Annotated in this window: 22 protein-coding genes; 20 read left to right on the plus strand and 2 right to left on the minus strand. The window is 55.7% G+C overall.

The window, feature by feature from the left end; all coding sequences use genetic code 11:
* The first annotated feature begins 4 nt into the window (after positions 1-4).
* The 12 genes from tuf to rplP all read left to right on the plus strand — a co-directional run bounded on the left by tuf (position 5) and on the right by rplP (position 8,136).
* Positions 5-1,180 (plus strand): elongation factor Tu, encoded by a 1,176-nt coding sequence (tuf, locus tag E5180_RS00010; protein ID WP_138925245.1) that lies wholly within the window; start codon positions 5-7, stop codon positions 1,178-1,180.
* A 137-nt stretch (positions 1,181-1,317) separates the two neighbouring features.
* On the plus strand, positions 1,318-1,848 hold the full coding sequence (locus E5180_RS00015) for a hypothetical protein (RefSeq protein ID WP_138922606.1): 531 nt from the start codon (positions 1,318-1,320) through the stop codon (positions 1,846-1,848).
* Between the two features lie 207 nt (positions 1,849-2,055).
* Positions 2,056-2,373, plus strand: coding sequence for a 30S ribosomal protein S10 (gene rpsJ / locus E5180_RS00020; RefSeq protein WP_005849850.1), 318 nt, complete (start codon positions 2,056-2,058; stop codon positions 2,371-2,373).
* A gap of 18 nt (positions 2,374-2,391) precedes the next feature.
* Complete coding sequence (gene rplC, locus E5180_RS00025; protein WP_138922607.1) at positions 2,392-3,234, plus strand: 50S ribosomal protein L3; 843 nt, start codon at positions 2,392-2,394, stop codon at positions 3,232-3,234.
* Positions 3,231-3,848 (plus strand): 50S ribosomal protein L4, encoded by a 618-nt coding sequence (rplD, locus tag E5180_RS00030; protein WP_093731767.1) that lies wholly within the window; start codon positions 3,231-3,233, stop codon positions 3,846-3,848. The genes rplC and rplD overlap by 4 nt, the downstream gene beginning before the upstream one ends.
* Positions 3,845-4,141, plus strand: a complete 297-nt coding sequence (locus E5180_RS00035) for a 50S ribosomal protein L23 (protein ID WP_093731768.1) — start codon at positions 3,845-3,847, stop codon at positions 4,139-4,141. Before rplD ends, E5180_RS00035 begins: the two co-directional genes overlap by 4 nt.
* A gap of 204 nt (positions 4,142-4,345) precedes the next feature.
* Positions 4,346-5,221 (plus strand): DUF1206 domain-containing protein, encoded by an 876-nt coding sequence (locus E5180_RS00040; RefSeq protein ID WP_138922608.1) that lies wholly within the window; start codon positions 4,346-4,348, stop codon positions 5,219-5,221.
* Between the two features lie 272 nt (positions 5,222-5,493).
* Positions 5,494-6,336: a 50S ribosomal protein L2 gene (gene rplB / locus E5180_RS00045; RefSeq protein WP_138922609.1), complete on the plus strand. Its 843-nt coding sequence runs from the start codon at positions 5,494-5,496 to the stop codon at positions 6,334-6,336.
* Between the two features lie 3 nt (positions 6,337-6,339).
* Complete coding sequence (gene rpsS / locus E5180_RS00050; protein ID WP_005849833.1) at positions 6,340-6,618, plus strand: 30S ribosomal protein S19; 279 nt, start codon at positions 6,340-6,342, stop codon at positions 6,616-6,618.
* 3 nt (positions 6,619-6,621) lie between these two features.
* Positions 6,622-7,002, plus strand: a complete 381-nt coding sequence (gene rplV, locus E5180_RS00055) for a 50S ribosomal protein L22 (protein ID WP_093731770.1) — start codon at positions 6,622-6,624, stop codon at positions 7,000-7,002.
* Positions 7,002-7,709, plus strand: a complete 708-nt coding sequence (rpsC, locus tag E5180_RS00060; protein WP_093731771.1) for a 30S ribosomal protein S3 — start codon at positions 7,002-7,004, stop codon at positions 7,707-7,709. Before rplV ends, rpsC begins: the two co-directional genes overlap by 1 nt.
* A gap of 13 nt (positions 7,710-7,722) precedes the next feature.
* Complete coding sequence (gene rplP / locus E5180_RS00065; protein WP_138922610.1) at positions 7,723-8,136, plus strand: 50S ribosomal protein L16; 414 nt, start codon at positions 7,723-7,725, stop codon at positions 8,134-8,136.
* Positions 8,137-8,241: 105 nt separating this feature from the next.
* Here the strand turns inward: rplP and E5180_RS00070 are convergent, their stop codons facing one another.
* Entirely contained in the window at positions 8,242-8,706 is a 465-nt protein-coding gene (locus E5180_RS00070; RefSeq protein WP_138922611.1) for a hypothetical protein, read from the minus strand.
* A gap of 214 nt (positions 8,707-8,920) precedes the next feature.
* Here E5180_RS00070 and E5180_RS00075 point away from each other — a divergent pair, with 214 nt between their 5' ends.
* Positions 8,921-9,133: a hypothetical protein gene (locus E5180_RS00075; protein WP_138922612.1), complete on the plus strand. Its 213-nt coding sequence runs from the start codon at positions 8,921-8,923 to the stop codon at positions 9,131-9,133.
* On the opposite strand, the gene E5180_RS00080 is transcribed toward E5180_RS00075, so the two are convergent.
* Complete coding sequence (locus tag E5180_RS00080; protein ID WP_138922613.1) at positions 9,130-9,750, minus strand: TIGR02466 family protein; 621 nt, start codon at positions 9,748-9,750, stop codon at positions 9,130-9,132. The two genes, E5180_RS00075 and E5180_RS00080, sit on opposite strands and share 4 nt — an antisense overlap.
* Before the next feature lie 161 nt (positions 9,751-9,911).
* On the opposite strand from E5180_RS00080, the gene rpmC reads away from it, so the two are divergent.
* The 7 genes from rpmC to rpsH all read left to right on the plus strand — a co-directional run bounded on the left by rpmC (position 9,912) and on the right by rpsH (position 12,495).
* Positions 9,912-10,118, plus strand: a complete 207-nt coding sequence (gene rpmC, locus E5180_RS00085; protein ID WP_093731776.1) for a 50S ribosomal protein L29 — start codon at positions 9,912-9,914, stop codon at positions 10,116-10,118.
* A 15-nt stretch (positions 10,119-10,133) separates the two neighbouring features.
* Entirely contained in the window at positions 10,134-10,373 is a 240-nt protein-coding gene (rpsQ, locus tag E5180_RS00090) for a 30S ribosomal protein S17 (protein WP_008224956.1), read from the plus strand.
* A gap of 156 nt (positions 10,374-10,529) precedes the next feature.
* Positions 10,530-10,898, plus strand: a complete 369-nt coding sequence (gene rplN, locus E5180_RS00095; protein ID WP_093731777.1) for a 50S ribosomal protein L14 — start codon at positions 10,530-10,532, stop codon at positions 10,896-10,898.
* The gene (gene rplX / locus E5180_RS00100) at positions 10,898-11,209 is read left to right on the plus strand and encodes a 50S ribosomal protein L24 (protein ID WP_138922614.1); all 312 of its coding nucleotides are present in this window, start codon (positions 10,898-10,900) and stop codon (positions 11,207-11,209) included. The genes rplN and rplX overlap by 1 nt, the downstream gene beginning before the upstream one ends.
* Positions 11,202-11,765 (plus strand): 50S ribosomal protein L5, encoded by a 564-nt coding sequence (rplE, locus tag E5180_RS00105; RefSeq protein ID WP_093731779.1) that lies wholly within the window; start codon positions 11,202-11,204, stop codon positions 11,763-11,765. The genes rplX and rplE overlap by 8 nt, the downstream gene beginning before the upstream one ends.
* A gap of 19 nt (positions 11,766-11,784) precedes the next feature.
* Complete coding sequence (rpsN, locus tag E5180_RS00110; RefSeq protein WP_007118851.1) at positions 11,785-12,090, plus strand: 30S ribosomal protein S14; 306 nt, start codon at positions 11,785-11,787, stop codon at positions 12,088-12,090.
* Positions 12,091-12,102: 12 nt separating this feature from the next.
* Positions 12,103-12,495 (plus strand): 30S ribosomal protein S8, encoded by a 393-nt coding sequence (gene rpsH, locus E5180_RS00115; protein ID WP_138922615.1) that lies wholly within the window; start codon positions 12,103-12,105, stop codon positions 12,493-12,495.
* Positions 12,496-12,499 lie beyond the last annotated feature (4 nt).

Below are 12,499 nucleotides of genomic sequence, written 5' to 3' on the forward strand. Positions count from 1 at the left end.
CACCATGGCTAAGGCAAAGTTTGAACGTAATAAACCACACGTTAACATCGGTACCATTGGTCACGTTGACCACGGTAAAACGACGTTGACCGCTGCGATCACGAAATACTTCGGCGACTTCCGCGCCTATGACCAAATCGACGGCGCGCCCGAAGAAAAAGCACGCGGTATCACCATTTCGACCGCGCACGTTGAATATGAAACCGAAGCACGTCACTACGCACACGTCGACTGCCCCGGCCACGCTGACTATGTGAAAAACATGATCACCGGTGCGGCACAGATGGACGGCGCGATCTTGGTTGTGAACGCGGCTGATGGCCCCATGCCACAAACCCGCGAGCACATCCTGCTCGGTCGCCAGGTTGGTATCCCGACCATGGTTGTCTACATGAACAAAGTTGACCAGGTTGACGACGAAGAGCTGCTGGAATTGGTGGAAATGGAAATCCGCGAATTGCTGTCTTCCTACGACTACCCAGGCGACGACATGCCTGTGATTCCTGGTTCGGCTCTGCACGCAATGAACGGCACTCAGCCCGAAATTGGTGAGGAATCCATCCGCAAGTTGATGGCCGCTGTTGACGAATATATCCCGACACCAGCACGCGCTGTTGACCAGCCGTTCCTGATGCCAGTGGAAGACGTATTCTCGATCTCCGGTCGTGGTACTGTTGTGACCGGCCGTATCGAGCGTGGCGTGATCAACGTTGGCGACAGCATTGAAATCGTTGGTATCCGTGACACGAAGACAACCACTTGTACCGGCGTTGAAATGTTCCGCAAGCTGCTGGATCGTGGGGAAGCTGGCGATAACGTTGGTGTTCTTCTGCGCGGTATCGAGCGTGAAGGCGTTGAGCGCGGTCAGGTTTTGTGTAAGCCTAAGTCGGTTAACCCACACACAAAGTTCACTGCCGAGGCGTATATCCTCACCAAAGAAGAGGGTGGCCGTCACACGCCGTTCTTCGCGAACTACCGTCCACAGTTCTACTTCCGTACAACCGATGTAACCGGCACCGTTAACCTTCCCGAAGGTACGGAAATGGTTATGCCAGGTGACAACCTTCAGTTCGACGTTGAACTGATCGCACCCGTTGCAATGGAAGACGGTCTGCGCTTCGCGATCCGCGAAGGCGGTCGTACCGTTGGCGCGGGCGTTGTTTCCAAGATCAACGAATAAGCCGCTGGCGGGTCACCCCGCTGACAGCTGACAAAACGAAGGCCGCTCCTGTAAGGGGGCGGCCTTTTTTGCGGGCGAAGGGGTTCAAAGCCGTATAGGGCCGCATAGCAATATTTATCCCACGAAAAGGCGAATCGATGACACCCCCCTCCGATGCCGGCAGCGCTGCGCACCGCCGGCAGTATTTTCAGATCGCGCTGGAAGAGGCGCAGGCCACCGTGCGGGGCTATGATACAAAGGCTCAAATTGTCGGTATCGGATATACGTTTACCCTGAACATCGTTGCGGCGGTTGTGGGTGGCTTGCCCGGTGCTGCACAGTCCGGGATCGTGTTCGTACTGGTCTTCTGGTCCGTGGTGATGGCCCCGCTGTTCCTATTTGGCTATGTGCTTTATCCATCGCGTCGGTCCGTCTCGAAGGTTCCGGACGGAGGGGCAGCCGGCGTGCGACGCGCGCTTTATGTGCAGACCTCGCGCTATCCCACGGTCGAAGCGCTTAAAGCCGCCGTGGCGGAGGTGGATTGGGAAGACGAGCTGGCCTATGAGCTGTTGATGGTGTCCAAACTACGCGAGCAAAAACGCGCGCGTTTTATCCTGGCACTCGCTGCAACAGTCCTGTCATTTATCGTGCTCGCGCTGCGTCATATCTGGGCTTTTTTGCCGTTTTGACGATCGCCAAGCGGCGGTCCACAAGGCGGATTTGCGCGAAACAACGGATTCACCCCTTGCCTCATGGCGTGACCTGACCTATAGAGCGAAAGTCTCAGCGGGGTGCGTTTTTACGCGCCCCGTTTGATTTACGACAAAACGCAATGAAGGGCCGTGATGAGGCGTCTCTTCCTCTTCGTTTCTACCCCCAATGAGGGATGATGACATATGGCACAAAGCCAAAACATCCGCATCCGTTTGAAGGCGTTCGATTACCGCGTGCTGGATGCGTCCACACAAGAAATCGTCAACACCGCCAAGCGTACCGGTGCATCTGTTCGCGGCCCAATCCCGCTGCCGAACAAGATTGAGAAATTCACTGTTCTGCGTGGCCCACACGTTGACAAGAAATCCCGTGACCAGTTCGAAATCCGCACGCACAAGCGCCTGCTGGATATCGTTGATCCGACCCCCCAGACCGTGGACGCGCTGATGAAGCTCGACCTGGCCGCTGGTGTGGACGTCGAGATCAAGCTGCAGTCATAAGCGTAGGAGGGTAATATTATGTTGCGCTCAGGCGTTATTGCAAAAAAGATGGGCATGACCCGTTTGTTCATGGAAGACGGCAAGCAGATCCCTGTGACCGTTCTTCAGCTCGACAAACTTCAGGTTGTTGCTCAGCGTACCATCGAACGGGACGGCTACACAGCTGTTCAGCTCGGCGCAGGTACAGCCAAGGTTAAACGGACGTCGCAAGCCATGCGCGGTCACTTTGCAGCAGCAAAGGTTGAACCAAAGCGTAAGGTCGCGGAATTCCGCATCGACCCAGAAGCCATGTTGAACGTCGGCGAAGAAATCATCGCCGATCATTACTTTGCTGGTCAGTATGTTGACGTTGCAGGCACTTCCATCGGTAAGGGCTTTCAGGGCGCGATGAAGCGTCACAACTTTGGTGGTCTGCGCGCGACACACGGTGTTTCCGTATCTCACCGTTCGCACGGTTCCACCGGTCAGTGTCAGGATCCGGGCAAGGTTTTCAAAGGCAAGAAAATGGCCGGTCACATGGGTTCTGCTCGTGTTACCACTCAGAACCTTGAAGTTGTCAAAACTGACAGCGTACGTGGTCTGATCATGGTCAAAGGCGCCGTTCCAGGCTCCAAAGGTGGTTGGGTGACTGTTAAGGATGCGGTGAAAAAGCCGTTCCCCGAAGATGCAATCCTACCTGCCGCTTTGAAATCTGCTGCAGACGAAGCCGCTAAAGCAGCTGAAGAAGCCGCCGCAGCAGCAGCCGCAGAAGCCGAAGCCGAAGCAGCACGCTTGGCTGAAGAGCAAGCAGCAACCGAAGCTGCCGCCCTTGCCGAAGCCGAAGCATCCATTGAGTCGGACAAGAAGGAAGGTGACGAATGAAACTTGATGTCATCAAACTCGACGGCGGCGCAGCCGGTTCGGTAGACTTGGACGAGGCCCTGTTCGGTCTTGAGCCACGCGCCGACATTCTGCACCGTGTTGTCCGCTGGCAGCGTAACAACGCGCAGCAGGGTACGCACAAGGTCAAGACACGGTCCGAGGTTAGCTATTCGACCAAGAAGATCTATCGTCAGAAAGGCACCGGCGGCGCACGCCACGGCGCACGTTCTGCACCGATCTTCCGTAAGGGTGGTATCTACAAGGGTCCAACCCCGCGTAGCCACGGCCACGAACTGACCAAGAAGTTCCGCAAACTGGGTCTGCGCCACGCTTTGTCTGCCAAGGCAAAAACAGGCAGCCTGGTTATCATCGACGATGTAAACTCGGATGGGAAAACCGCAGCTTTGGCCAAACAGGTTAAGAACCTGGGCTGGAAACGCGCGTTGATCATCGATGGTGCCTCGGTAAATGAGAACTTCTTGCAAGCCGCGCGCAACATCGAAGGTCTGGATATCCTGCCGACGATGGGTGCAAACGTCTATGACATCCTTAAGCGTGATACACTCGTGATCACCAAAGCAGGGATCGAAGCACTGGAGGCCCGTTTGAAATGAGCGCCAAGCACGAACATTACGATGTGATCCGCAAGCCGATCATCACTGAAAAAGCGACGATGGCTTCCGAGCACAACGCCGTCGTTTTCGAAGTCGCGATCGACAGCAACAAGCCAATGATCAAAGAAGCTGTTGAAGCTCTCTTTGGTGTCAAAGTGAAGGCCGTGAACACGTCCATCACCAAAGGCAAGGCAAAGCGTTTCCGCGGCCAGATGGGTCGCCGGAAGGACGTTAAGAAGGCTTACGTTATGCTCGAAGAGGGTAACACCATCGACGTATCCACCGGTCTGTAAGTCAGACTGGACGCGAAAAATGAAAGGCCCCTCACCGCAAGGTGGGGGGCCTTTTCCTATTTGGCGATTGCGTTTGGAGTGACGCTGCCTGTTTAGGCCCATTCGCGGGAACTTGCCGACCGGCGGTGCGTTGTTGTCCCACACGTCATCAAAGTAGGGGCCCCGCTTTCCGGTGCCGGCTTTGCGCGAAGGGATATCGTCACTATGTCAGCCAACAGCCATCAATCCACCCGATCGGAAATTCTATCTCACATCGACCCCGATGACTTCTCCTGGGCCGTGCCGATCATGCGAACCGGCTATGCCGGACGCGGGTTGGTTTATCTGGTGGTCGCTGGGCTATCCTTGTGGTCCGTACTGTCGGGTGGGCAGGCTGAGGGCACAAAATCTACACTGCAATCGTTGGACGGAGCGACCGGCTTTGCCGTGATTTTTGCAATTGCTACGGGTATGTTTGCCTATGCGATCTGGCGCGCTGTTGATAGTTTTTGGGATCTTGAGGCTTACGGGTCGGGGGCAAAAGGTATTGTCGCGCGGCTGGGGATGCTGGTGACTGGCGTCATCCATGGCGCAATCGGTGCCTTGGCCGTCACCGTGCTGGGAGTGTCGTCATCGGGGTCTAGCAGCAAAGAGCTCTTGAACCAGTTCCTTCAAACGCCAGCCGGCGTGTGGGTTGTCGGCGGCGTCGGACTGGTCACCATGGGAACGGGATTTTACTATTTCTACAAAGCAGCCTCGCAGTCATATCGCGAACATCTGGAGGCTAACCACTTTACCATGCACTGGAACCCGGTTTTGCGCATCGGTGTCGCCGCGCAGGGGGTTGTTGTGGTGATCATCGGCGGTCTGATCGTCTACGCCGCGATGAGCGCGAATGCATCAGATGCTGGCGGCATTGATGCGGCTTTTGAATGGTTGCACCAGCAGGCCTATGGGCGCATTCTGGTGGGGCTTCTCTGCGCAGGGTTGCTGATGTTCTCTCTGTTTTGCTTTGTGAACGCAGTGTACCGGATTGTACCGAAGGCGGCTGATCCGTCCGTGCAAAGCGTGGCGCGCAAGATCAAGTCGATGGCGCAATAAGACGCGTTATTGTCAGGTCAGTGGGCTTTTGCCGACTATTCCCCGACGCTCCCTTGACCCTCGGGTGATCCTACCCTAAACGACCCCATCGGCAGTGCCCCGGATTCGTCCGGGGCTGTGTCGTTTTGCGCGTTGGTAGGTTCTAGCCGCACGCAACGTCCGGCAAAGGGGTTCTTTGTCTGGCACTATAAATTGGGGACCTTCGGGGCCCTACAACCATCTCGGCACCATCACGACGGGGCCGGGGACAAGCAAAACGGAAGACAGAGAACATGGCACTCAAGTCGTACAAACCGACGACGCCAGGCCAGCGTGGGCTGGTACTGATCGACCGTTCGGAGCTTTGGAAAGGCCGCCCGGTCAAATCCCTTACTCAGGGTTTGACCAAATCAGGCGGTCGGAACAACACCGGACGGATCACAATGCGTCGCACAGGCGGTGGGGCAAAGCGCCTTTACCGTATCGTCGATTTCAAACGCAACAAGCTGGACATGTCCGCTGTTGTCGCACGGATCGAATATGACCCTAACCGGACCGCATTCATCGCACTGATCCAGTACGAAGACGGCGAACAGGCTTACATCCTGGCACCACAGCGTATCGCTGTCGGCGACAAGGTGATTTCCTCGGCCAAGGCCGACATCAAGCCTGGTAACGCTATGCCATTTTCGGGCATGCCTATCGGTACAATCGTTCACAACATCGAAATGAAGCCAGGCAAAGGCGGCCAGATCGCACGCGCCGCCGGTACCTACGCACAATTCGTAGGCCGTGATGGTGGATACGCTCAGATCCGTTTGTCCTCGGGCGAACTGCGTCTGGTGCGTCAGGAATGCATGGCCACCGTTGGTGCCGTGTCCAACCCTGACAACTCCAACCAGAACTTCGGTAAAGCGGGCCGCATGCGTCACAAGGGTATCCGCCCTTCGGTACGTGGTGTTGTTATGAACCCGATCGACCACCCTCACGGTGGTGGTGAAGGCCGTACATCGGGTGGTCGTCACCCTGTTACGCCTTGGGGCAAGCCCACAAAGGGTGCAAAAACCCGCAACAAGAACAAAGCGTCCAGCAAGCTTATCCTACGCTCGCGCCACGCCAAGAAGAAGGGGCGTTAATAGATGTCTCGTTCAGTATGGAAAGGTCCTTTTGTTGACTCTTATGTCCTCAAAAAGGCCGAAGCCTCCCGCGAAAGCGGTCGCAGCGAAGTGATCAAGATTTGGTCGCGCCGTTCCACGATCTTGCCACAGTTTGTTGGCCTGACGTTCGGTGTGTACAACGGTCACAAGCACATCCCTGTAAACGTCAGCGAAGAGATGATTGGTCAGAAGTTTGGTGAGTATTCGCCAACTCGCACCTATTATGGTCACGCAGCCGACAAAAAAGCGAAGCGGAAATAAGCCATGAGCAAGGATAAGAATCCCCGCCGCGTGGCTGATAACGAAGCCCGTGCAAAACTGCGCATGCTTCGCACAAGCCCGCAGAAACTGAACCTCGTCGCCGCGATGATCCGTGGCAAGAAGGTAGACAAGGCCCTTACGGACCTGACCTTCTCCAAAAAGCGGATCGCACTGGACGTGAAGAAATGCCTTCAGTCCGCCATCGCGAACGGCGAAAACAACCACAACCTTGACGTGGATGAACTGGTCGTTGCCGAAGCATATGTCGGCAAAAACCTGATCATGAAACGTGGTCGTCCGCGTGCGCGTGGCCGTTTCGGCAAGATTATCAAGCCGTTTTCGGAAATCACGATCGTCGTGCGTCAAGTTGAGGAGCAAGCCTGATGGGTAACAAAGTAAATCCGATCGGTATGCGTCTTCAGGTCAACCGCACCTGGGACAGCCGCTGGTACGCCGATACGAAGGACTATGGTGATCTTCTGCTCGAAGACCTTGCCATCCGTGACTTCATCAAGAAAGAATGTGCACAGGCTGGTATCGCCCGTGTGATCATCGAACGCCCACACAAGAAGTGCCGCGTTACGATCCACACAGCGCGCCCCGGTGTGATCATCGGCAAGAAAGGTGCAGACATCGAAGGTCTGCGCCAGAAAATCGCCAAGATCACTAAATCTGACCTGCACCTCAACATCGTTGAAGTTCGCAAGCCAGAGCTGGACGCAGCCCTTGTTGGTGAATCCATCGCACAACAGCTGGAACGCCGGGTTTCTTTCCGTCGTGCCATGAAGCGTGCGGTACAGAACGCCATGCGTATGGGTGCCCTGGGTATCCGCGTGAACGTTGCTGGTCGTCTGGGTGGTGCAGAAATCGCGCGTACCGAATGGTATCGTGAAGGCCGCGTGCCGCTCCACACTCTGCGTGCAGACATCGATTACGCACATGTCGAAGCGATGACTGCCTATGGCATCATCGGGATCAAGACCTGGATCTTCAAAGGCGAGATCATGGAACATGACCCGGCAGCGCGTGACCGTAAGGCACAAGAAATGCAAGACGGCCCAGCACCTCGCGGTGCCGGCGGTCGTCGCTAAGGGGGAATGAGAGATGCTACAACCAAAGCGTACTAAATTCCGCAAGCAGCACAAAGGTCGGATCAAAGGTCTGGCAAAGGGCGGGTCTGACCTGAACTTTGGCACCTACGGTCTGAAGGCTCTCGAGCCCGAGCGGGTAACCGCACGCCAGATCGAAGCTGCTCGTCGTGCCATGACGCGTCACATGAAACGTCAAGGCCGTGTCTGGATCCGTATTTTCCCGGATGTACCTGTCACCGCAAAGCCCATCGAAGTTCGTATGGGTAAAGGTAAAGGTTCCGTGGATCGTTGGGTCTGCAAGGTCAAGCCAGGCCGTGTAATGTTCGAGATCGACGGTGTCTCCGAGGACGTTGCACAAGAAGCTCTGCGTCTTGCCGCGATGAAGCTGCCGATCAAAACGCGCGTCGTTGTTCGCGAAGATTGGTAAAACCAGCGCTCCGGCACGCGCCGGAGATGTTGCTTTAAAATGGAAAACCCCCGCTGAGTAATCAGCGGGGGTTTTTTCGTTAAAGTGGGTTTGCCTCCGTCGTCTTCAGGCCGAGGGACCCGCGGTTTGGTTCAGTAGTTTTTTCCATACCAGTGCGATCACGATTGTCATGCCGACATGTCCGACAAATGAAGACTGCGTATAGCTGCCGAACCCCATCATAAAGCTGCGCCCCATTAGCGGTGCCAGCACACCCTGGGCCACAAACCACAACACAATACCCGCAAGGACGCCTGAGCCAAGAAATCCAAGCTTCGTGACCCGCTTGGTCAGGAAAACCACGGCGGCAAATCCCAATGCCCCGATCAGAAAGTGGATGGCAAAGGCGGCGGCATAGGGCAGGTTGACGCTCCCCAGTTTTTTGCTGAGACCAATGACAAGATTGGCCGGCTCTAGCTTGACGCCGAACAGGATCGGGGACGCGAGCCATGCATAGGCTTCGAAGGTGAGTTCACCAATCAGCCCGGCAAGGGCAAGAGCGGGCAGGGGGCTTGGGTTCGTAGTATTCACGTGGGGCTTCCTTATGTGCGCATCTGCGTGGTTATCGGGCCCGAGATGGCACCACGGCACAGCTATTCCCAGTCACATTAGGGCAACCGCGCGGTGACGTGATCCGCGGCGTTGTTTCTGAAACATTGATGTCTCGTGAATAAGCGGTTGCAGGGCCTAGTCAGCGCCGCATATGGCGCATAGGCTTGGCGTAGCCTGCCTAAAGGAACTGATAATGAAACACGTGCCCAAGCCCACCACCGACGCAGACCTCATCAAAGAGTTTTTGAATAAAGGTGGTACGATCAAGAAGGGTAAGACAAAGCCGATGCCGGACGATTTGGGGCTTAGCAACAATCAGTGGGGCAACAAGCTGACCAAAGAAGAGAAGGCGGCCGTGAAAGAGCAAGAGGCGGCGCGCAAAGCGGCACCGCCCAAGCGTGGTTAACCCCAGGCGTAGTTGAATGAGACCGAAATACGGTCTTCTTCGGACATGTTCATCGGCACCTCGTGGCGCAGCCAGCTTTCCCAGAGCAGCACGTCACCGACGACGGGCTTTGCATAAACGAACTGGCGCAGCTCTTGGGGTGCGTCTTTTTGGCGACCGGGGGCTGCCATCATCATTGGCAGACGCGGATCTTCGAGCTTGAGCGCACTGGTCCCTTCGGGCATCGCCACATAGGTTGTGCCAGAGATGACCGAATGCGGGTGGATATGCGCCGTATGGATGCCGCCCTCGGGCAGGATATTGATCCAGATGTCTTCAAGCTTGAGCTTGCGCCCGTCCAGATCAAACGCCAGATCCTTGGCAAAGGCTTTGACGTGTTTATCCAGCGCTTTTCTGACCGTCTTAAAGATCGGGAACCGCCATGGCAGATCCGTCAACGACGCATAGCTGGTGTAGCCGGGGAAATCATGTTCCTCGCACCACTCCTGGCCGGCCTCGTCATCCTCGGCGATGGACAGGCACGCGGCCTCAAGCTCGGACGGGTCGACGGGTTGACCGTGCTCTGACAAAGCGGCGCGGTAAAGGCGGGTGACGAAAAGGGATTCTATCTGTGACATAGGGCCGTTCTACATCAGCCAGCGCAGGGTGGCGATACGGTTTTGCAGAAACCTCGCTTGCCAAAGTAGGGTAGGGCATGTAGAGGAAGCTTTCACATGAACTCCACCAGAATCATGGTCACCCATAAGGGGCCTACTGGTGATGTCGAAAGGATGAGGCGATGAACGCCAAAGAACTACACGACAAGACGCCGGACCAGCTCCGGGATGAGCTTGTTAACCTCAAGAAAGAATCCTTCAACCTGCGTTTTCAGCAAGCCACTGGCCAGCTGGAAAATGCCGCACGTTTGAAGACCGTTAAGCGTGACGTCGCACGTGTCAAAACCGTTCTTAACCAGAAAGCCGCTGCCGCGGCATCTGCAGAATAATAGGAGCCTGAGAGTATGCCCAAACGTATCCTAACAGGCACCGTGACAAGCGATGCCAACGAACAGACAGTAACCGTATCCGTAGAGCGTCGCTTTACACACCCGGTTCTGAAGAAAACCATCCGTAAGTCCAAAAAGTACCGGGCTCACGATGAGAACAACACATTCAAAGTGGGCGACAGCGTTCGCATCATCGAATGTGCACCAAAGTCGAAAACCAAACGTTGGGAAGTGCTGCAAGCCGCTGAGGCTTAAGGCGCTGCTCGCTCGGGTCTGAACGTCTTGTTCCCTTGACACTGAGGGCAGCAAGGCGCAAAGGCACGAGCGAGATGCCCATTTCGGGCGGACCAACTTAATCGAAACCCTGGGGATAGGGCACGCATCGCCCCCCAGAAGGTCGGGAGAAACCAAATGATCCAGATGCAGACCAACCTGGATGTTGCTGACAACAGCGGCGCTCGCCGTGTTCAGTGCATCAAGGTATTGGGTGGTTCCAAGCGTAAATACGCATCCGTCGGCGACATCATTGTCGTGTCGGTCAAGGAAGCCATCCCTCGCGGTCGTGTGAAAAAGGGTGACGTGCGTAAAGCCGTCGTCGTTCGCACAGCCAAAGAAGTTCGTCGTGACGATGGCACAGCCATCCGTTTCGATCGTAACGCCGCCGTCATTCTGAACAACTCGAACGAGCCCGTAGGTACACGTATCTTCGGCCCAGTTGTTCGCGAACTGCGCGCCAAAAACTTCATGAAGATTATCTCGCTTGCGCCGGAGGTGCTGTAATGGCTGCTAAACTTCGCAAAGGTGACAAAGTCATCGTGCTTGCTGGCAAGGACAAGGGCAAGACGGGTTCCATCTCGTCTGTTGACCCGAAGGCCAACAAAGCAATCGTAGATGGTATCAACATGGCAATCCGCGCCACGCGTCAGTCCCAGACGTCACAAGGCGGCCGTATTCCCAAAGCGATGCCAGTCGACCTGAGCAACCTGTCGTTGGTTGATGCCAACGGCAAGGCCACGCGCGTTGGGTTCAAAATCGAAGGCGACAAGAAAGTGCGCTTTGCAAAAACCACGGGGGACGTGATCGATGCTTGATAACGCAACATACACACCCCGCCTGAAGGTCGAGTACAAGGACAAGATCCGTGCGACGCTGAAGGAAGAGTTCGGTTACAAGAACGAAATGCAGATCCCGCGTCTGGATAAAATCGTTCTGAACATCGGCTGTGGTGCTGAAGCTGTTCGTGACAGCAAGAAAGCAAAATCCGCACAGGAAGATCTGACAACGATTGCCGGCCAAAAAGCGCTGACAACAGTTGCCAAAAAATCCATCGCTGGTTTCCGCGTACGTGAAGACATGCCGTTGGGTGCGAAAGTTACCCTGCGTGGCGAACGTATGTACGAATTCCTGGATCGTCTGATCACGATCGCAATGCCTCGTATCCGCGACTTCCGCGGCATCAACGGCAAGAGCTTTGACGGCCGTGGCAACTACGCCATGGGCTTGAAAGAGCACATCGTGTTCCCCGAAATCGACTTTGATAAAGTCGACGAGACTTGGGGAATGGACATCGTGATCGCCACCACGGCGAAAACCGACGCTGAAGCGAAGGCACTGTTGAAAGCATTCAACATGCCCTTCACATCGTAAGCGCGGGGAGGATTTAGATATGGCTAAGAAATCCATGATCGAGCGTGAAAAGAAGCGCGAAGCACTGGTCAAGAAGTACGCTGAAAAGCGCGCTGCCTTGAAAGAGATCGTAAGCGACGAATCCAAGCCAATGGAAGAGCGTTTTCGCGCTTCCCTGAAGCTGGCGAAACTGCCTCGCAACTCCAGCGCTGTGCGTCTGCACAACCGCTGCCAGCTGACAGGCCGTCCACACGCTTATTACCGTAAACTGAAAATTTCGCGGATCGCGCTGCGGGATCTTGGCTCGAGCGGCCAAATCCCCGGCATGGTCAAGTCGAGCTGGTAAGGAGCGCATCAGATGAACGATCCTATCGCAGATATGCTGACACGCATCCGTAACTCTTCGATGCGCGGCAAATCCACCGTCATGACACCTGCTTCCAAGCTGCGTGCATGGGTTCTGGACGTGCTTGCGGACGAAGGCTACATCCGTGGTTACGAAGCAAAAACTGGTGCCGATGGCCATCCCGCCATCGAAATCAGCCTCAAGTATTACGAGGGCGAACCTGTTATTCGCGAACTGAAGCGGGTCTCCAAACCCGGTCGTCGCGTCTACATGGGCGTCAATGACATCCCCGTTGTCCGTCAGGGCCTTGGTGTGTCGATTGTCTCCACCCCCAAGGGTGTGATGTCGGATCAGAATGCACGCAGCCACAATGTTGGCGGCGAAGTGCTCTGCACCGTATTCTAAGGAG

The organism is Sulfitobacter sp. BSw21498 (assembly GCF_006064855.1).
Taxonomy (GTDB): Bacteria; Pseudomonadota; Alphaproteobacteria; order Rhodobacterales; family Rhodobacteraceae; genus Sulfitobacter.